Origin of the sequence: Micromonospora orduensis (assembly GCF_006228125.1) — a bacterium.
GTDB lineage: Bacteria > Actinomycetota > Actinomycetes > Mycobacteriales > Micromonosporaceae > Micromonospora > Micromonospora orduensis.
On sequence record NZ_VDFY01000158.1, the window covers coordinates 1 to 19142 of the forward strand.

14 protein-coding genes are annotated in these 19142 nt (G+C 72.8%); 4 read left to right on the forward strand and 10 right to left on the reverse strand.

The window, feature by feature from the left end; genetic code table 11:
• Positions 1-128: 128 nt before the first annotated feature.
• Positions 129-3038 (reverse strand): glycoside hydrolase family 48 protein, encoded by a 2910-nt coding sequence (locus FHG89_RS15650; RefSeq protein ID WP_139585123.1) that lies wholly within the window; start codon positions 3036-3038, stop codon positions 129-131.
• Between the two features lie 842 nt (positions 3039-3880).
• Here FHG89_RS15650 and FHG89_RS15655 point away from each other — a divergent pair.
• The gene (locus FHG89_RS15655; RefSeq protein ID WP_139585124.1) at positions 3881-5224 is read left to right on the forward strand and encodes a GH1 family beta-glucosidase; all 1344 of its coding nucleotides are present in this window, start codon (positions 3881-3883) and stop codon (positions 5222-5224) included.
• A gap of 79 nt (positions 5225-5303) precedes the next feature.
• Here the strand turns inward: FHG89_RS15655 and FHG89_RS15660 are convergent, their stop codons facing one another.
• The 3 genes from FHG89_RS15660 to FHG89_RS15670 form a co-directional block, all read right to left on the reverse strand.
• Positions 5304-5726 carry a roadblock/LC7 domain-containing protein gene (locus FHG89_RS15660; RefSeq protein ID WP_139585125.1) on the reverse strand — a complete coding sequence of 141 codons (423 nt, stop codon included), beginning with the start codon at positions 5724-5726 and terminating at the stop codon, positions 5304-5306.
• The gene (locus FHG89_RS34145; protein ID WP_208760988.1) at positions 5723-8248 is read right to left on the reverse strand and encodes a sensor histidine kinase; all 2526 of its coding nucleotides are present in this window, start codon (positions 8246-8248) and stop codon (positions 5723-5725) included. Before FHG89_RS34145 ends, FHG89_RS15660 begins: the two co-directional genes overlap by 4 nt.
• Before the next feature lie 99 nt (positions 8249-8347).
• Positions 8348-9760: a gluconokinase gene (locus FHG89_RS15670; protein ID WP_139585126.1), complete on the reverse strand. Its 1413-nt coding sequence runs from the start codon at positions 9758-9760 to the stop codon at positions 8348-8350.
• 207 nt (positions 9761-9967) lie between these two features.
• On the opposite strand from FHG89_RS15670, the gene FHG89_RS15675 reads away from it, so the two are divergent.
• A complete protein-coding gene (locus FHG89_RS15675; protein ID WP_139585127.1) occupies positions 9968-11890 on the forward strand; it encodes an anthranilate synthase family protein in 1923 nt (640 codons plus the stop codon).
• Between the two features lie 87 nt (positions 11891-11977).
• Here FHG89_RS15675 and wrbA read toward each other — a convergent pair whose 3' ends face one another.
• From wrbA to FHG89_RS15695, 4 genes are all read right to left on the reverse strand, one after another.
• Entirely contained in the window at positions 11978-12595 is a 618-nt protein-coding gene (gene wrbA / locus FHG89_RS15680; RefSeq protein WP_139585128.1) for an NAD(P)H:quinone oxidoreductase, read from the reverse strand.
• Between the two features lie 279 nt (positions 12596-12874).
• Positions 12875-13243 (reverse strand): DUF3037 domain-containing protein, encoded by a 369-nt coding sequence (locus tag FHG89_RS15685; protein ID WP_139585129.1) that lies wholly within the window; start codon positions 13241-13243, stop codon positions 12875-12877.
• On the reverse strand, positions 13240-14001 hold the full coding sequence (locus FHG89_RS15690; RefSeq protein ID WP_139585130.1) for a HipA family kinase: 762 nt from the start codon (positions 13999-14001) through the stop codon (positions 13240-13242). The genes FHG89_RS15685 and FHG89_RS15690 overlap by 4 nt, the downstream gene beginning before the upstream one ends.
• A 54-nt stretch (positions 14002-14055) precedes the next feature.
• Complete coding sequence (locus FHG89_RS15695) at positions 14056-14646, reverse strand: TetR/AcrR family transcriptional regulator (protein ID WP_139585131.1); 591 nt, start codon at positions 14644-14646, stop codon at positions 14056-14058.
• 154 nt (positions 14647-14800) lie between these two features.
• Between FHG89_RS15695 and FHG89_RS15700 the strand changes: the two genes are divergently transcribed.
• Positions 14801-15406 (forward strand): alpha/beta hydrolase family protein, encoded by a 606-nt coding sequence (locus FHG89_RS15700; RefSeq protein WP_139585132.1) that lies wholly within the window; start codon positions 14801-14803, stop codon positions 15404-15406.
• A 53-nt stretch (positions 15407-15459) separates the two neighbouring features.
• Here FHG89_RS15700 and FHG89_RS15705 read toward each other — a convergent pair whose 3' ends face one another.
• Positions 15460-15852 carry a hypothetical protein gene (locus FHG89_RS15705; protein WP_139585133.1) on the reverse strand — a complete coding sequence of 131 codons (393 nt, stop codon included), beginning with the start codon at positions 15850-15852 and terminating at the stop codon, positions 15460-15462.
• Between the two features lie 141 nt (positions 15853-15993).
• On the opposite strand from FHG89_RS15705, the gene FHG89_RS15710 reads away from it, so the two are divergent.
• Positions 15994-17103, forward strand: a complete 1110-nt coding sequence (locus tag FHG89_RS15710; RefSeq protein WP_139585134.1) for a winged helix DNA-binding domain-containing protein — start codon at positions 15994-15996, stop codon at positions 17101-17103.
• Positions 17104-17135: 32 nt separating this feature from the next.
• On the opposite strand, the gene malQ is transcribed toward FHG89_RS15710, so the two are convergent.
• Positions 17136-19091: a 4-alpha-glucanotransferase gene (malQ, locus tag FHG89_RS15715; protein WP_139585135.1), complete on the reverse strand. Its 1956-nt coding sequence runs from the start codon at positions 19089-19091 to the stop codon at positions 17136-17138.
• Positions 19092-19142: the final 51 nt, after the last annotated feature.

A 19142-nucleotide genomic window follows, 5' to 3' on the forward strand; every position in this document is an offset into this window, starting at 1 on the left:
GTCCGGATGGCCGGCCCACCCCGGCCTGACCGTGGGTGTCAGGCCGTCCGCCGGCCGGGTCCCGTCGTTCCCCCGGACCCGGCCGAACCCCCGGGGTGGGCGGGGGCGCCACCCACCCCGGGTCGTTGTCAGCCGTTCGGGAACAGGTTGCCGTAGTCGGCGTACGCCATGGCGACGTCGGCCTGCGCCCAGAAGCGGTGGTAGTTGAATGTGGGTTCCGGGCCGCCGTTCAGGTACGCCTGCACCTTGGGCCAGTCCGGGTCGTTCTTGTAGAAGGAACGGATGTCCAGGAAGCTCTTGCCCGCGGCGATGGCGTCGCCGTTTGGCATTTTTCCGGTCCAGCCCGGCGGGACGTAGAGGCCCTGCCCGGTGGACGCGTCGTAGGTGTCGTCGAAGCGCCGGTAGTCGCCCCGCGACTCGGTGGTGGAGACACCCTTGGCGTCGCTGGCGGCCGAGAGCGCGTCGAGCAGACCCTTGGCGGTGTCCTTGGCCGCCGTGTTCCCCGACCTGGCCGCGTACGCGATCAGGGTCCGGGCGTAGGCGGCGGTGACGCCGACGTCCTGGCCCTTGACCGTGACCTCGACGTGCAGGTTGGTGTTGGGCTGCGGGCTGCTCGGGTTCCAGGTGGTCGGCTGGCCGGTCCACTTCATGTCCGAGGGGATCGACCAGTTGGTGCCGAGGGTGGTGTTGGCGATCGCCCAGGGCACCCACTTGTCCAGCAGCGCCTTGGCCTTCGCGTTGCCGGTCTGCTGGTACAGCTCGGCGATCCGCTGCATCGACCACGCCTGCATGCCGAACCACTGGTTCGACGGCGGGTCGTTGTAGACCGGGTCGACGTCGTAGTACATGCCGTAGAAGGTGCTGGTGCCGGCCGGCGGCTGGGCGTAGCTGCCGTCCCAGCTGTTGGTGGCGCCACCGGCGATGCCGCCCTCGGCGGACTGCAGCCAGGTGTAGAACTCCAGCTGCCGTTCGAAGCTCTTGGTCCAGTCGGCGACCGCGGTCGCCGACTGCGGCTTGAGCTCCGGGGTGTTGGTCAGCGCCCAGGCCGCGAACGGGTTCTGGTAGCCGAAGTGGTTGTGGCTGGAGCCGATCCGCCAGGACCAGTTCTGGCTGGCGTCGTACGCGCCACCCCAGGCGTAGTACCAGGACAGCAGGTAGTGCGCCGAGTCCTTGCCGCTGCCGGCAGGGCAGGTGCTCGCACCGACGCAGTTGCCGATCTTCTTGAAGTACTTGTCGAACATCGCGTACCGCAGGTAGTCGCCCATCTTGGCGGCCTTGGTGATGGTGGCCGCGACGTCGGCCTGCTTGTTCTGCGCCTTGGCCCAGGTCAGCGCCCAGTAGGCGGCCTGCACGGCGCGGGCGTCGGCGTCCGGGGCGTTCGTGTACTTCCACTGCTTGGCGGGGGCGCCGGTGTCCTTGACGAACAGGTCGAGGTAGCCGTACTGACCGCCGTGCTTGAAGGTGTCGCAGGACGGCTGCGGGACGGTCTCCCACACCGATTCCTGGGTGCCCCGCTGGAAGGTGTTGATGTAGGCCGGCTTGGTGGTGCCGTCGCCGCAGCGGCCGAAGCCGTAGGTGTTGTCGACGTCCAGCAGCCAGTGCATGCCGTAGATGTCACCGGTGCCGTAGGTGGACTGCAGCTCCGAGCGGAGCGGGTCCTGTCCGACCGGGATGTTCGGGTTCAGCGCCGAGGGGTACTGGCTGGGCAGGTTGTACTCCGCGGCGTACTGCGGCGTTCCTGCGGACCCCGCGGTGGGCTGGTCGGCGTGCGTCGGGATGATGTACTTCTCCATCACCGTCCAGGCGTTGTTGAACGGGGCCCAGTTCTGGGTGACCCGGCCGTAGTAGGCCTCCAGCCACAGCCAGAAGCTGAACGCCTCGGAGGTGGTCTCGTGGCCGTGGTCCGGCGCCTCGACGATCAGCGTCTCGACAGAGTGGTAGGGCACGCCCTCGGGGCTGAAGTAGCCCGAGTTCTTGATCTTGCCGTACTGGTCGAGGAACTTCTTGATGTAGGCGTTGTCGCCGCCGCCGGGGGTGTCGTTGTCGATCTCGGTGGCGGTGACCGCCAGCGAGGCGAGGCCGGTGGCGGAGGCGGTGATGGTGGCGGCGCCGCCTGCGGTGTCGCTGTCCTCAGCCGCGGCGACCGTGACGGTGACCCCGGTGTTCCAGTTGCTGGGCGTCAGCGTGACGGTGGCCGGCGAGACGGTGACGTCGGTGTCGCCGGTGCGGGTGAGGGTGACCGGCACGTTGGCCGTCGGCGCGGAGCTGAGCTTGAGGTTGAAGGTGGTCGTGCCACCCTCGTTGACGCTCACCGCGGACGGGGTGGCGACAAGCGTCGGGCCGGTGGCGGCGCCGACGGTGAACGACTTCTCGGCGACACCGATGCCGTTGGCGTTGTCGTACGCCTTGGCCTGGACGGTGTAGCTGCCGGCCGGCAGGTCCTCCTGCGTGTACGCGTACGGCGCGGAGGTGTCGGTGTTGATCAGCAGGCCGTTGCGGTAGAACTCGACCTTGCTGATCGTCCCGTCGGGGTCGCTGGCGGTGGCGGTCAGCGGCACGTCGGCGGGCGCGGTGAACGGCCCGGTCGGCACGCCGAGGGAGACCGTGGGCGGCTGGTTGGCCGGGGTGCCGTTGCAGGTGGTCCCGTTCAGGGTGAACGAGGTGGGCTTCGGGTTGCTGCCCGTGTGGGAGCCGTTGAAGCCGATGGTGGTGGAGGCGCCGGTGCCGAGGTTGCCGTTGTACGACTCGTTGGTCGCGGTGACCTCACTGCCGGACTGGCTGTACCTGGCCGACCAGCCCTGGGTGACCCGCTGGCCGCTGTTCGGGAAGGTCCACTTGAGGGTCCAGCTGCTGACCGCGTCGCCCAGGTTCTTGATTGTGACGTTCGCGGTGAAGCCGTTGTTCCAGTCGTTGGTCGCGTAGACCACGTCGCAGGCGGGTGCGGCCTGCGCGGCGCCGGCGGGCAGGGTCACCCCGCCGACGGCGAGCGCGATGGCGGCGATGATCGCCACGCGGCGGCGTCGTGCCAGTTGTCTCATGTGCGCGGTGTCTCCTCGGGCCAGGCCGGGATGGTCCCGGCGGGCGCCTGCCCGCGAGGGTGGTGGTCCGCGGGGATTCGAGGCGCCGGGAAGGTGGTCTCCCCCGGGCCCGGCCGGGGTACGGCGGTGTGGCCCGCACGGGAGGGGGTCCCGTCGGCCGCATTCGGGTGCCGTGACCGGAAGTCGTGCTGCCGGCTGCCCTCGGCGGACCCGCGCTCACGCGAAGTTGGCTCCTGTCGCGTCGAATCGACAGTGTGCCATGGAAGCGCTCCCACGACAAGCGCGGAGCGGATCGGATCAGCTCCGTGTTTCGATCTCGTTTTGGGTCTTTCACAAAGGCGTGACGGGCGTTACAGTCGCAACATCGGTCGATGGGAGCGCTTCCATCGACAAGGTTCCAACTAGAAGATCGCCGGGACCGTCCTCTGGACGGACCCGGGGAACCAGCCCGAAGGCCGACGGCGGGCCAGCCCGGACGCCGCCGTCAGCCATCGTCCCGCCACACGGAGGGAGGTGGAACCAGAGCCACTCGCGTGGCCCGGCTCCCGCGCGACACGCACGGCAGGACCCAAATTCCGCCCGTGTGTGTGCAGTTACGGTGGGGACGGGGGTTGCCCTCCCCCGTCCCCACACTAAACCCCCGTACACGATGGGAAAAGAGGCCGACGGGACAGGCGCACCGCGCCGCCCGGTCGGCCTCGTTCGCTGTCCGGGGCCCTCACCCGCCTCAACCCGACATCGTCGGCCGCCAGGACGGCCGGCTGACCGGGAGGGCCGCCCCTGACCTATCCTGGGAGCGCTCCCGAATCTCGGCGGTGGCCCCGTATCCACGAGGAGAATCCATGTCGATACCCACCGGGCCCGCCGGCCCGCTGCGCTTCCCCGACGACTTCGGATGGGGCGCGGCCACCTCCGCGTACCAGATTGAGGGCGCCGCCAAGGAGGACGGCCGCGGCGAGTCGATCTGGGACACGTTCAGCCGCGCCCCCGGGCGCACCCGCAACGGCGACACCGGCGACGTCGCCGCCGACCACTACCACCGGTACGCCGAAGACCTCGACCTGATGCGCGACCTCGGGCTGCGCAGCTACCGCTTCTCCATCTCCTGGCCCCGGATCCAGCCCGACGGCACCGGAGCACCCAACCAGCGCGGCCTCGACTTCTACCGGCGCCTCCTGGACGGCCTACACGACCGGGGCATCGCCCCGATGGCCACCCTGTTCCACTGGGACCTGCCGCAGGCGTTGCAGGACGCCGGCGGGTGGGAGTCGCGCGACACCGCGCTGCGCTTCGCCGACTACGCCGACGCGGTCTTCACCGCCCTCGGCGACCGGGTGCCGGTCTGGCTCACCATCAACGAACCCAAGACCGTGGTGCAGAACGGCTACCTCATCGGCCACCACGCCCCCGGCCGGCAGGACCCGGACGCCGCCTACCTGGTCGCCCACCACCTCCAGCTCGCCCACGGGCTCGCCGTACGCGCGCTGCGCGCCGCCGACGGCACCGCCCGGATCGGCCCCGCGCTCAACCTGCACCCCTGCTACCCCGCCGACGACTCACCGCAGGCGGCCGCGGCCGCCCGGCTGTACGACGGCTACGAGAACCGCCTCTACCTCGACTCCCTGCTCAAGGGCAGCTACCCCGAGGACGTCCTGGCCGACCTGGGCCCCGGAAGTCGGATGGTCCGCGGCATCCGCGACGGCGACCTGGAGGTGATCTCCTCGTCGGTCGACCTGCTGGCCGTGCAGTACTACACGCCCATCTACGTCACCGCCGACGGCGGCACCGAACACCGCTGGCCGACCTCCGAGGCCGGGTGGCAGCAGATCTACCCCGACGGGATGTACGACATCCTGACCCGGGTCACCCGCGACTACGGCGCCATCCCGCTCACCGTCACCGAGAACGGCCTGCCCACCCCCGACAGCCTGGCCGCCGACGACACCATCGACGACGCCGGCCGGATCAGCTTCCTGCGTGACCACCTGGCCGCCGCGCACCGCGCCATGACCGACGGGGTGCCGCTGGAGAGCTTCCACGTCTGGTCGATGCTTGACAACTTCGAGTGGGACGAGGGGTACGACCAGCGCTGGGGGCTCGTCTACGTGGACTATCCCAGCCAGCGGCGGGTGCTCAAGCGCAGCGCCCACTGGTATCGGTCGGTCATCGCCGACGGCGGCTTCTGAGGCAGGCAACCCGGACGGACGGCCGGGCCCGGACGGCTCGGCTCCGGCGCAGAGCCGTGACCGTCCGGGCAGCGGTCGGTCAGCGCGGCAGCGCCTGCTGCAACTCCGCCCGCAGCGCCGGGGTCAGCATCTCCCCAGCCTGCTTGGCCAGCCGGGCCATCTCGTAGCCCACCACGCCGATGTCCGCGTCACCGGCGGCGAGGGTGGCCAGGATCGACCCGTCCCGCACCTGCATCACCAGGAAGTAGCCCCGGCCCATCTCGACCACCGTCTGCTTGACGACGTCGCCGTCGAACATCTGGGCCGCGCCCGCGGTGATGCTCATCAGCCCGGAGGTCACCGCGGCGAGCTTGTCGGCGTGATCGCGCGGCAGGTGATCGGAGATCGCCACCAGCAGCCCATCGGAGGAGACCACCACCGCGTGCGCCACACCCGGCACCCGCTCCGCGAAGGCGCTCACCAGCCAGCTCAGGTCCCGCGCCTCCTGGCTCAACGTCGTCACTGTCGTCGTCCCCCTTCGTCGTGCCCCCTGGACGGTGGCACGGGTATCTCAGTGGTGTCCTCGGCCTCGGCACGCCGTACCCCGCTGTAGAGCCGGGAAAGCATGCCGCCTACCGCGTCCGGGTCCAGGTCGTCACGCGCTGGGACCGATTCGGGTCGGGCCGGGCGGGTGACCGCGGAGAGCTGTGCCATGGGCACCCGCATCGGCAGGCCCCGTTCGTTCGTGCCGGCGGTCACCGGAGTGGCCGGCGGCACGGCCGGCCCGGACGACGCCGACGCGGACGGACCCTCGCGGGACCACCAGCCGCCCACGGCGCCCGGCGCGGCGGCCGGGGCGAGCACGTCCTCGGCCCGTACCGGCACCGGTCGGGCCTGACGTGGCACGGCGTTCGCCGGCGGGCGACCGGCCACCGGCAGATCCAGCGACGCCATGACCGGCGCCGGGGCCGCCGGCTGCCGCTGCACACCCACCCCCCGGGCTGCGCCCGCGGCCACCATCCGGGCCGGCGCCGGCGGATCCAGCTCCACCCCGCCCGCCGGCGCCAGCAACCCGGCCGGCAACGCGAGCCGGGCGACCAGGCCGTTCTGCCCCCCGTCGAGCCGCACCCGCACACCCAGCCGGGCCGCCAGGTGACTCACCACGAACAGGCCCATCCGCTCGACCGCCGCGACATCCGCGGCCGGCGGGGTGGCCAGCACCTCGTTCGCCTCGGCCAGCGCCGCCGGGCTCATGCCCAGGCCACGGTCGACGATCTCGATCAGCGCGCCGGAGGCCTCCAGCCGCACGTCCACCACGACCACGGTGTCCGGGCGGGAGAAGGCGGTGGCGTTCTCCAGCAGCTCCGCGAGCATGTGCACCAGCTCACCGACGGCGTGGCCGACCACGTGCACGTTCCCCACCGGCTCGATCCGCACCCGCCGGTACTGCTCGATCTCGGCGGCGGCGGCGAGCAGCACCGCGCCCAGGCCGACCGGCCGGTTCCAGCGGCGGGTGGAGTCGGTGCCGGCCAGCACCAGCAGGCTCTCGTCGTTGCGGCGCATACGCGCGGCCAGGTGGTCCAGTTTGAACAGGTTCTCCAGCTGGTCCGGGTCGCTCTCCTCGCGTTCCAGGTCGTCCAGCAGCTCCAGTTGGCGCTCCACAAGCACCTGGCTGCGGCGGGCCAGGTTGACGAACATGGCGTTGACGTTGCGGCGCATCATGGCCTGCTCGACGGCGACCGTGACCGCGCTGCGGTGCACCGCCACGAACGCCTCGGCCAGCTCACCGATCTCGTCGAGGGACCGGACCACCGCCGGCGCGACGTCGATGGGCGGCACCCCGCCGGTGACGGTGCGCAGCCGGTCCAGCGCGTCCGGCAGCTCGACCTGCGCGATCCGCAACGCCTGGCTGCGCAGCAGCCGCATCGACCGGGCGACCGACCGCCCGACCAGCAGCGAGATCAGCAGGGCGACCAGCAGCACCGCGACGATCCCGCCGACGACCAGCAGGGTGGTCCGCAGCTGCCCGGAACTGGCCTCGTCACCCTGCCGCACGGCGTCGTCCAGCACCCCGGCCTCGACCTGTCGCAGCAGCTCCTGACGCTGCTGGCTGGCCGACCACCACTGCTCCGACGGCAGCACGTCCGGCGCGGCGCTCCCGGTGGGGAGGCTGCGCTCCTCCAACTGGGTGGCGACCACGAACATCGGATCCACCGACGTCTCGTCGTACCGGCGGATCTGATCGGTCGTCGCGGCCACCCGGAACGCGCCGAGGGCGGTCAACTGCTGGGCGCGCAGGTCGGCGAGGATCACCCGGTCCTCGGTGCCGTACCTGCCGGCGCGGGACGCCGCGTACAACTGGGCCCGGACCCGGGAGGACAGCTCCTTGACCCGGGCCAGCTGCACGTAGCGCAGCACCGCGTCGTTCAACGCCGCCTGGCCCTGCCCCGGCGTCGGCTCGGCGAGCAGGTCGAGCAGCGCGCCGACGGCACGGTGGTAGTTGCTCAGGATGGTGTCGTTGCTGAGCACCGCCGGCGGGATCGCCGGACGGATGTCGATCACCTGGTCGTACGCCTCCTGCGCCTCGGAGAAGGCCACCCGCCAGGACGCGTCGGCGTCGGCCAGCGGCTGTGCCGCCCGACTCAGGTCGGCCATCGCCCGGTCGGCGGCCGTCTGCAGGGGCTTGAGCGTGGTGGCCGCGGCCTCCCGGTCGGCGCCCCGGCGCAGTTCGCCCAGCTCCCCCGCCGTACGGTCGCGTTCCTGCTGGAGCTGGTGCACCGCCGCGGTGATCTGCCTGCCGATGCCGACCTGCCGGGCGAAGTCGTTCAACGCCGTCGTCCGCCCCACCAGCGCGCTGGTCTGCACACCGGCGAGCACCAGGAACGCCACCGACGGCACCACCAGCACGGTGGCCAGCTTGGTGCTCATCCGCCAGTCCCGCAGACGGAACGGGGACCGGCGTCGATGTGGAACGACCCGGACGTCGAAGCGACGCCGGCGATGGTTCGACACCGTGCCGTTCGCCGGGTCGGGACCTGCCGCCACCCTGCCTCCTCCGTCCTACCGCGTCCGCCGCGGTCCGGGGAGCGCAGTCCATCCAACCAGGCTCGGGAGCGCTGTCAACGGCCCGAACGAGGCGGAAGTTCAGGAAGGATACTGCGGGTGGGAACGTCCTGCCGTCGTCGGTGACGCCAGTTCGTCCATCCGGCCGATGTCGGCGAGCCCCACCGCGTCCCCGAAGCGGTCCAGCGCCACCAAAGCCGCCCCGGTGGCACCGATCTCCGGATTGCGTTGGTACGACACCGGTCGCGGCGCGAGCGCCGCGGCGAACGCCTGCCGCCACCACACCGACGCGGCCACCGCGCCTCCGCCGAGCACCACCTCGACCGGTTTGTCGATCGTGGACTCCAGCACGGCCAGGTCGTCCGCGACCAGCCCGCACAACCCCTGCATCAAGCTGGCCAGGATGTCCACCCCGGTGGTGCTGAAGCTGAGCCCGCGCAGCTCACCGGAGCCCGCCGGGGCCAGCCCGGGAGGCCTGTCGCCGCCGAAACGCGGATCGGCCGGCCGGGCGCCACCGGGCGGCACCAGCGCCAGCGCCGCGTCCAGCTCCGCGCCCCGGGGCAACCGCAGCTCCCGGTCGGCCCAGGCGAACAGGTTGCCGCCGCTGGAGTACGCCGCGCCGGTCACCACGTGGTCGTGGTCGACCCGGTAGCGCCAGAGCTGTTCGGGCAGCCGGGGCAGCGGCTCACCGGCGGGGACCCGCTGCATCAGTCGTACGGCCGCGGAGGTGCCCACGGTGACCGCGGCCCGGCTCGGGTCGACGCAGCCCGAGCCGACGTTCGAGGCCGCGCCGTCGCCCACCGGCGGCGACCACCGCGCACCCGCCAGCTGCGGCCAGCGGCGGGCCTTGTCGGGCCGCAGGCGACCGTGCCAGTCCAGCTCGCCCAGCGGCGGCAGGTCCTGCGGTCGCGCCCCGGCCACCGCCAGGGCCTCCTCGTCCCACCGCAGGCTCCCCAGGTCCAGCAGGCCGGTGCCGGAGGCCTGGGAGACCGACATGGGTGCCGCCTCCAGCAGCTCACCCAGCACGTACTCGGGCAGGCCGACGAACCGGGCGATCGGGGTGCCGGACCGTTCCCGCAGCCAGGGCAGCCGCACCGACCAGTAGGAGCGGTGCCACCAGCACCCGGTGCGCTGGTGGAAGTCGTCCGCGTCGGCCGGCCCGGTCGCCCCGTCGACAGGCGTCGGCCGGGTGTCCAGCCAGGTGATCACCGGCCCCAGCGGGGTGCCGTCGCGGTCCAGCGGGAGCACCGAGTGCCACTGGGCGGAGACCGCCACGAGATCGACGTCGCGCAGGTGACCGCCGTCGGCCAGCTCGTCGAGGCACTCGATCAGGCAGGCGAGATAGCCGGGACCGGACACGGTGCCGGTGCCGTCGTCGCCGATGGTGAGGCTGACCTTGCGCCGGGCCAGCGCACCGGGCAGCGGCTGGGTGTCGGCGTCCAGCACCAGCCCGCGTACCGAGGAGGTGCCCAGGTCGAGCGCGAGAATGTTCATCGCCGGTCAAGTTACCCGGTGCCAACGGGGCCGCGGGCGCGTAGGGTGGATCCATGCTCGCGCATCCGACCTGCTGGTGGCCCGCCGACCCGGCGGGCACCCTCCGCGCGTAGCTCCATCCACGCGGCCGCCACTTGAGGCGGCCGCCGGATCTCCGGCCCCGGACGGCCGCCCCGAACGGCGGCGCCCGGCCTGACGGAGACTCCGATGACCCACCTGACCGACCTGCTCGCCGCCGTGACCCGTGGCGCCGATCCGGGCCCCTTCGCGCTGCTGCGGCGCGACGGCGCGGACGAGCTGGAGCTGTTCACCGGCACCGTCGACACCGTCGACCAGCTGGCGGACATTCCCCTGCCGCAGGGCACGCCCGGGGCGCGGACGCTGGCCGTGGTGCCGTTCCGGCAGATCGCCGAACGCGGCTTCGCCTGCGTCGACGACGGTGCCCCGCTGGAGTGCCTCCAGGTCCGCGGGCATCACCGGATCCCGCTGGCCGACGTCCTGGCCGAGCTGCCCGACGAGGCGGTCCGCGCGGTCGACGCCGCGTTCGACGTCACCGACGAGGAGTACGCGCGGATCGTGGGCCGGGTGCTGGCCGAGGAGATCGGGCGCGGCGAGGGCGCCAACTTCGTCATCCACCGCACCCTGCACGCCACCGTGCAGGGCCCGCCGCTGGTGGCCGCGCTGGCCGCGCTGCGCCGGCTGCTGGTCGCCGAACGCGGCGCGTACTGGACGTTCGTGGTGCACACCGGCACCCGGACGCTTGTCGGCGCCAGCCCCGAACGGCACGTAAGCGTCGACGACGGCCTCGTCATGATGAACCCGATCAGCGGCACCTTCCGGCCCGCCGGTGGCGTGCCGGACCGGGCGGCGCTGCTGCGCTTCCTCGCCGACCCCAAGGAGGTCGAGGAGCTGTACATGGTCCTCGACGAGGAGCTGAAGATGATGGCCACCGTGGCCGAGCACGGCGGCCAGGTGATCGGCCCGTACCTCAAGGAGATGTCGCACCTCGCGCACACCGAGTACCTGCTCGCCGGGCGCGGCACCCGCGACGTGCGGGAGGTGCTGCGCGAGACGATGTTCGCGCCGACCGTGACCGGAAGCCCGATGGAGAACGCCTGCCGGGTGATCGCCCGCCACGAGCGTCGCGGCCGGGGCTACTACGCGGGCGTACTGGCCCTGCTCGGTCACGACGAGGCCGGCCGGCAGACGCTGGACGCGCCGATCCTGATCCGTACCGCCGAGATCTCCCCCACCGGCGAGCTGCGGGTGCCGGTCGGCGCCACCCTCGTGCGGCATTCGACGGCGGCCGGTGAGGTGGCCGAGACGCACGCCAAGGCCGCCGGGGTGCTGGCCGCGCTCGGTCTCGGCCCGGCGGCGCCCGCCGGCGACCGGGCGGCGGTCGCGCGGCTGGCCGACGACCCGGTGGTACGCGACGCGCTGGCCGCGCGTAACGCCCCGCTGGCACGGTTCTGGCTGGACCAGCGGTCGCCGGACGCGCCGGGACTGCCCGGGCTCGTCGGCCGCCGGGCGTTGATCGTGGACGCCGAGGACACCTTCACCGGCATGCTGGCCCACCAGCTGGGCGCGTTGGGTCTCACCGTCACCCTGCGGCCGTGGCACGCCGGCGGCCCGGTCGACGACTACGACCTGGTGGTGGCCGGCCCCGGACCGGGCGACCCGGGCAGCCCGGACGAGCCGAAGATGGTGGCGCTGCGCGAGCTGCTGGCCGGGCTGCTCGCCGAGGGCCGGCCGACCCTCGCGGTCTGCCTCGGCCATCAGGTGCTGGCCGGGCTGCTGGGTCTGCCGCTGCACCGCCGGGACGCGCCCTACCAGGGGTTGCAGCGGGAGGTGTCGCTGTTCGGCCAGAGCCGCCGGGTGGGTTTCTACTCGACGTTCACCGCCCAGGCGGAGGCGGATCGGCTGGACACCGCGTACGGGCCGGTGGAGCTGGCCCGGGACGTACGCGACGGTGCCGTGCACGCGCTGCGCGGGCAGGGTTTCGCCGGGGTGCAGTTCCACCCGGAGTCGGTGCTCAGCCCGGACGGCCTGATCGTCCTGGCCGAGCTGCTGGGTGACCTGCTGCCGGCGACCCGGCCGGACGAGCTGCCCACTGCCGGCGGGCGGGCATAGTCGCCCCCCGACGCGGGTAGGGCTCTGTGGATCGGCGGCGCGGACGGGTCGAGAGCCCCCGTCCGCGCCGCCGGTCGTCGGCTGAGGTCAGCCGGCCAGGCCCGCCTTCAGCGCGGCTCCGATCTGGACGGCACGGCGCGCGGTGAGCGCGCACGCCCCCAGCGCCACGGCGTCCGGGGCGATCTCCCCGTTGTTGCTCGTGTGCGACGGGCCGTACGGGTTGCCGGCGATGAACTGGCTCGTGTCGGTGTAGCCGGGGGTGACCACGACGCCACCCCAGTGGTAGAAGACGTTGAAGAGCGAGGTCAGCGTGGTCTCCTGGCCGCCGTGCGAGGTCGCCGTCGAGGTGAAGGCGGAGTAGACCTTGTTGGCCAGCGCACCCTGCGCCCAGAGGGGTCCGGTGGTGTCGATGAACTGCTTCAGCTGGGCGGCCACCATGCCGTACCGGGTGGGCGAGCCGAGGATCACCACGTCGGCCCAGGCCAGGTCGTCGACCATCACCTCGGGCACATCCTGGGTCTCCAGGTGGTGCGCCTGCCAACCGGAGTTGGAGCGGATCGCCTCCTCCGGCGCCAGCTCGCGCACCTTGCGCAGGCGCACATCGGCACCGGCGTCCCCGGCGGCCTCACACACCGCCTGCGCCATCTGGTAGGTGATGCCGGTGGCGCTGTAGTAGATCACCGCTACCTTGGTCTGGGCAGCCATCAGATGTTCCCCTTCTCGTCTGGTTTCAGCTCCCGCGACTACCCGTGACCCGCGCCGACAAACGCCCACCGGGGCGCTCCCGCCCGCACGACGGGCTCAAGTTTTCCGCAAGTTCCCGGTCATGAGGGCCTCGCGACCGTCGCGGACAGCGATCCTGATGTCACCGGTGCCGACGGAAGCCATCCGCCGCCCCGCACCGAGAGCCTGAACGGGGGATCGCGCTCCGCCGGCAACGACGCTGGCGCAGCGCGATCAGGGGATCGGCACGGGCCCGTCCGCTCAGCGGACCAGGGCCACCATCAGCCGTTCCAGCTCGGCCGCCGGGTCGGCGGTGAGCCCGGTGTGCACCGGCCCCGTCTGGATCATCGTGCTGCGCGGGGCGACCAGCCAGTGGAACCGCTCGCCGAGTCGCATCCGGGTCGCCGGCCCGTTACCGGAACATGTCCGGTCCCACGAGTCGAGCACCGCCGCCACGGCCGGCAGGTCGACGTCGGGCGCCAGCGCTTCGACCCGGTCCACGTCCAGATGGGTACGCGCGGACAGGAAGTCGCGCTGCTGGCAGTAGAGCAGCACGCCGACGTTGATCTGCTCGCCGCGCTCGATGCGGGGCACCAGCCGGATCAGCGCGTACTCGAAGGGATGCCTCACGCCACGCCCCCTGTCGGCAGCCAGTCCGCCGGCCGGGCGGCGCGGCGGGACAGGTGCGCCACGTACGCGGCCCGCGCCTCGTCGGCGGAGTCGAAGTCGGCGGCGGTCAGCCACTGCGCCGGCACCAGGTCCAGCACCTCGGCGAGCAGTTCCGGGGTGACCTGCGGGGCCAGTTCGGCGTCGGCGTCGGCGAGCCGGTCGGCGTACGGCGCGAGCACGTGGTCGTCGGCCGCCCGGTAGGCCCGGTGCACGGCGGCTTCGGCGCGGGGCCAGTTGTGGTGGAAGTACAGGGCCGCGCCGTGGTCGATGAGCCACAGCTCCCGGTGCCAGACGAGCAGGTTCGGGTTGCGCCAGCTCCGGTCGACGTTCTCCACGTACGCGTCGAACCACAGCACCCGCGACGCCAGCATCGGATCGACGGGGTGCGCGACCGGGTCGAAGCCCAGCGCCCCGGGCAGGAAGTCCATCCCCAGGTTGGCGCCGCCGCTGTTGCGCAGCAGCTCCTGCACCTCCTGGTCGGGCTCGGCGCGTCCGATCACCGGGTCGATGTCGAGCACGACCAGCGGCGGTACGCGCAGCTCCAGCCGGCGGGCCAGCTCACCGCAGATCACCTCGGCGACGAGCGCCTTGGGCCCCTGCCCGGCGCCGGAGAACTTCGCCACGTACGTGCCGAGGTCGTCGGCCTCGACGACGCCCGGGAGCGAGCCACCCTCGCGCAACGGGGTGGCGTAGCGGATCGCGGTGACCTGGCGGAGCACGCCGCCCACCCTACTGTGATCTCCGAGGGTGCCCGCCGGGAGTGCCGACACCGGTCACCGCGGTTGCGCCAGGCCCCGCAGGAGCAGGGCGACCAGGCGTCGGGGGTCGTAGCGGGGGTCCTTGTCGCCGCCGATGCAGAGGTTGCCGATGCCGCGCATCAGTTCGACCGCGCTGATGCCGGGCGTGATCTCGCCGGCGTCGGCGGCGGCGTCGAGCAACTGCGCGCAGACGGGCACCAGGTTGTCGAGGAAGTAGGTGTGCAGGGCGTCGAAGCCGCCGGTGTCCGATTGCAGCGCGTTGGCGAGGCCGTGTTTCGTGACCAGGAAGTCGATGAAGAGGTCGACCCACTGCCGCAGCGCGGCGAACGGAGAGTCGGCGCTGGCCAGCAGCGCGGGGCCGGCGTCGGCGCAGGCCTGGACCTGGTGCCGGTAGACGGCGACGACGAGGTCGGCCCGGGTCGGGAAGTGCCGGTAGATCGTCCCGATGCCGACCCCGGCCCGGGCCGCGATCTCGCGGATCGGGGCTTCCACGCCGGAGGTGACGAACACCGCGGCGGCGGCGCTGAGCAGCGTCTGCTGGTTGCGTACCGCGTCGGCCCGTCTGCCTCGGGCTGGCACCTGCGGGGACTGGCTCGTCGCCGACACCGGTTCTCCTCACGCGGACGGTTGGCAAAACGGATCAGTGTTCCGTATAGTTTTAGCGGAACGGCGATCCGCTTTGACTGTAGCGGAAGCAGGAACGTCCTGCCCGGCCCACCGCGCCGGCTCCGCACCAGCAGCCCGGGAAGGCATCACCATCATGACCGCACCCACTCTCGTCGCCGACACCAGCAACGCCCCGGTCCTGTCCGTCAGCCCGATCGCGCTACCGGCTCCCGACCGCGCCGTGGACCTGCAGGTACGCGTCTCCGCGCCGGTGACCGGCAGCGAGTTGCCGATCATCCTGCTCTCGCACGGGCACGGGCTCTCGAACAACCTCTCCTCGCTCAACGGCTACGGGCCACTGGCCAACCACTGGGCGGCGCGCGGCTTCGTCGTGATCCAGCCGACCCATCTGGACTCGAAGACCCTGAGCCTCGATTCCGCCGACCCGGAGGCCCCGCTCCACTGGCGGTCACGGGCCGAGGACATGACCCGCATCCTCGACCACCTCGACCCGTACGTCCTCTCCCCCGGCCCCAAGTCTCTCCTGACCCTCTTCGACGCCGAGCACTGTCTCGGCGGGATCTCCGGCTACGACGCTGCCGAGACCACTGACGAGAACCCGCGGCGGGTGGCGGCGGTCCAGGCGCTCACCTGGGCCTACCTCCGCAGCGCGCTCTACCCCGGGGATTCCGCGTGGCAGACGACGTGCGCCGAACTGACCTCCGGGGTCGACGGGGTCGGTCGGATCGAGTCCAAGTAGGCCCGGTCGGGGGGCCGGCGACACGCCGTGGCCCCCAACCCTCGGGCCCACTGTCAGTCGAGCTTGTCGCGCAGGTCGTCGACCTGCTGCTGGAGGCGGTCCACCGCGCCCTCGTTGTTGACGAAGGTGGTGATGCCCGCGGCGAGGCCCAGACCGATCAACACCGCGAGGATGCTCAACACCAGACCGCCGATGGCCACGCCCCGACCGGTCACCCCGGGCCGTTGGCTCATCTTCAGTCCGACGATGCCGAGAATGATCCCGATGATGCCCAGCACCAGCCCGATCCAGGCCAGGATCGCGGTCAGCACGCTGAGCAGGCCGGCGACGCCGAAGACCAGAGCGAAGGTGGCGGCCGCGCTCGTCTTCGCGCGGGCGTCCCCCCGATGGGTCCGGGACCCGGCCGATGTGCCGGCACCCCGGGCCGGCTCACTTGCGGCAGTCATGAGACTCCCTTCCGCACGCGCGGCGCGCGTACTTCCGGCCGGCCGTTTTCCCACGTCGACCACCGTTACGCCTCGCGCCGGCACGATCTGTCGGTGCCGCCGCCTAGGCTGGCGGCCCGGCCACCGGAAAGGGGCGTGGCGATGCCTGCCGACCTCAGCGCCGCCGAAGCGCTGGCACTGCGGATGACCAGCCTGCTGCTGCGTCCACATCCCGGTGGCCGACCGGGCACCGTCGCCGAGGTTGTCGAGTGGTTCGGCGCGATGCAGGCTCAGGACCTGGCCAGCGGGTTGTGGTCGCTGGGCGCCCGACTGCCCGGTTTCCGCCTGGCCGACGTGCAGGAGGCGCTGGAGCGGCGCGAGGCGCTGCGCACCTGGCCGATGCGGGGCACCGTGCACCTCGTCCCACCCGCCGACGCGCGCTGGATGCTGGAGGTGACAGGCGTCCGCTCGCTGGCCGGCGCGGCGACCCGCCGGGCGCAACTCGGGCTCACCGACGCCGACGCCGATCGGGCGTTGGACGTCCTCGGTGCCGCGTTGACCGGGGGCGGTCGGCTCACCCGGTCGCAGTGCCTGGCCACCCTGCGGGACGCGGGGCTGGGCACCGACGGGCAGCGCGGCTACCACCTGCTGTGGTTCGCGAGCGTGCGCGGGGTGACCTGCGTGGCCCCGAACGTCGGCACGGAGCAGACCTTCGCCCTGCTCGACGAGTGGGCGCCCACGCCGCGCCACCTGGACCGGGACGAGGCCCTCGCGATCCTGGCCCACCGCTACGTCCGGGGGCACGGCCCGGTCACCGACCGCGAGTTCGCGGGCTGGACCGGCCTCACCCTGACCGACGCGCGACGCGGCCTGACGGCCGCCGGCGACGCGCTGAGCACGGTACGGGTCGACGACCAGCCGATGTACGTGGACGCGGCGCTCGCCGACGCGCCGCGCACCCCGCTGGACGAGATCCTGGCGCTGCCCGGGTTCGACGAATACCTGCTCGGCTACCGGGACCGCACGCTGATGCTCGACCCCGCCCACCAGGCCGCCGTCGTGCCGGGCAACAACGGGATCTTCCAGGCCACCGTGGTCCACGCCGGTCGGGTGGTGGGCGTGTGGAAGCGCCGGATCGGCCGGTCCGCGGTCACCGTGACGATCCAGCCGCTGACGCCCCTGACCGCCACCGCGCGTGCCCGGGTGGAGCACGCCCTGGGCCGGTACGCGGACTTCCTCGGTCTGCCGCCCCGCTTCGAGTGGCCGGCCTGACCGTCAGCGCGCCGGCCGTGGCTTGGCGTCGCTCAGCTTGCCGGCCTCGGCCGGGCCCCGGTCAGCAGCGCGGCGATCCGGGCCACCCGGGGGTCGGCACGGATCTGCGCCACGGTGGCCGGCAGCGGCAGTCGCCAGTTCGGATACTCGTCCACCGTGCCGGGCATGTTGGGCTGGCGCACCTCGCCCAGCACGTCGTAGAGGGACACGCCGAGCAGCCGGGCCGGGCTGGCGGCGAGGGCCGCGTGCATCGCCACCACTGCCTCCTCGTCGTCGGGCGGCAACTCCCCGTCCGGCAGCAGACCCTCGGCTCGCAGCATCGCCAGCAACCGTTCCCGCTCCTCGGCGGCCCGCGCCCGCTCGACCGCCGTGTCGGTGCTGAGCAGCTTCAACTCGTCGCGTACCCGCACATGCTCACCGGTCAGGAAGCCGGGCGCGGTCGGCAGGTCGTGGGTGGAGATGGTGGCGAGCGCGTTGCGGGGCCACCGGCTCGGCGGGACGAAGTCGCCGTCGTCGTCGCGGGCGAACCACAGCACGGTCGAGCCGAGCATGTTGCGCCCTCGCAGCCCTCGCGTCACCGCCGGCTGGACGGTGCCCAGGTCCTCGCCGACGACCACCGCGCCGGCCCGGTGCGCCTCCAGCGCGAGGATGCCCAGCATCGCCTCGGCGTCGTAGCGCACGTAGGTGCCCTCGGCCGCGCCGCCGCCCGGCGGCACCCACCACAGTCGCCACAGCCCGGCGACGTGGTCGACCCGCAGGCCGCCGGCGTGCCGCAGGGCCCGGCGCAGCATGTCCCGGTAGGCCGCGTACCCGGTGGCGGCGAGCCGGTCCGGTCGCCACGCGGCGAGCCCCCAGTCCTGCCCGAGCTGGTTGAAGTCGTCCGGTGGGGCGCCGACCCGTACGCCCTGGGCCAGCACGTCGGCGAGCTGCCAGCCGTCCGCGCCGCCCGGGTCGATGCCGACGGCGAGGTCGTGCACCACGCCGACCGGCATCCCGGCCGAGCGGGCCGCCGCCGTGACCGCGTCGAGCTGCTCGTCGCACAGGTGTTGCAGCCAGGCGTGGAACGCCACCCGATCGGCGAGCTGGCGGCGCTGCTCGGCGACCGCTGGCGAGTCGGGGTGGTGCAGCTCCGCCGGCCACGCCCGCCAGTCGTTGCCGTGCCGCTCGGCCAGCGCGCACCAGGTGGCGAACGACGCCAGCGCCGGGTCCGCGTCGAGGTCCACCGGTTGGGCGTACGGGTGCAGCAGCTCCAGGGCGTGCCGTTTGGCGGCCCAAACCTCGTCGTAGTCGATCAGGTCGCCACGGTCGGGGCGGAGGGCGTCGACGATCGCCCGGGTCGGCGGGTCCGCCGCCCGGTACGCGGCGGTGGCGCCGACGCGCAGGTAGAGCGGGTTGACGAACCGCCGGCTGGCAGGTGAATACGGTGAGGCGGCGACCGGGTGCGACGGGCCGACCGCGTGCAGCGGGTTGAGCAGCACCAGCCCCGCGCCGTTGGCGCCGGCCCAGCCGGTGAACTCGCCGAGGTCGCCGAGGTCGCCCATGCCCCAGGAGTGCTTCGAGGTGAGCGCGTAGAGCTGGAGCATCCAGCCCCAGGTGGGGGGCGGCTCCGGCAGCCGTCGGGGCACCACGACGAGTGTCACGTCGCGCCCGTCGCAGGCCAGCCAGTGCCAGCCCAGCGGCAGGTCCCCCGGCAGCTCGGCGTCGACCGCCCGGCGGCCCCCGTCCTCGAGGGTCACCACGCCGGGGCCGGGTAGCGCCCGGGTGGCGCCGTGGGTGAGCACCACTGTCGGCGGCAGCGCGGCCTTGTCGACGGCACGGGCGGCGGCGAGCGCGTCGGCGATGGCGGCCGGGCTGGTGGCGTCCACACCCAGCAGACCGAGGACACCCACGACGGTCTCGGGGGCGACCTCGACGCGGCGGTGCCGCCAGTCCTCGTACCAGGTGGACACGCCGTGCGCGTTGGCCAGCGCGGCCAGTCGTCGGTTCATCCGTCCCCCGCTTCACGACGCGACCTGCGACCACCTTGCCACGGCCGGGCG

Excerpts from the sequence above, each read along its gene's own strand:
- FHG89_RS15650 (WP_139585123.1), bottom strand. The coding sequence starts at position 3,038 with ATGAGACAACTGGCACGACGCCGCCGCGTGGCGATCATCGCCGCCATC.
- FHG89_RS15655 (WP_139585124.1), top strand. The coding sequence starts at position 3,881 with ATGTCGATACCCACCGGGCCCGCCGGCCCGCTGCGCTTCCCCGACGAC.
- FHG89_RS15670 (WP_139585126.1), bottom strand. The coding sequence starts at position 9,760 with ATGAACATTCTCGCGCTCGACCTGGGCACCTCCTCGGTACGCGGGCTG.
- FHG89_RS15675 (WP_139585127.1), top strand. The coding sequence starts at position 9,968 with ATGACCCACCTGACCGACCTGCTCGCCGCCGTGACCCGTGGCGCCGAT.
- wrbA (WP_139585128.1), bottom strand. The coding sequence starts at position 12,595 with ATGGCTGCCCAGACCAAGGTAGCGGTGATCTACTACAGCGCCACCGGC.
- FHG89_RS15700 (WP_139585132.1), top strand. The coding sequence starts at position 14,801 with ATGACCGCACCCACTCTCGTCGCCGACACCAGCAACGCCCCGGTCCTG.
- FHG89_RS15705 (WP_139585133.1), bottom strand. The coding sequence starts at position 15,852 with ATGACTGCCGCAAGTGAGCCGGCCCGGGGTGCCGGCACATCGGCCGGG.
- FHG89_RS15710 (WP_139585134.1), top strand. The coding sequence starts at position 15,994 with ATGCCTGCCGACCTCAGCGCCGCCGAAGCGCTGGCACTGCGGATGACC.
- malQ (WP_139585135.1), bottom strand. The coding sequence starts at position 19,091 with ATGAACCGACGACTGGCCGCGCTGGCCAACGCGCACGGCGTGTCCACC.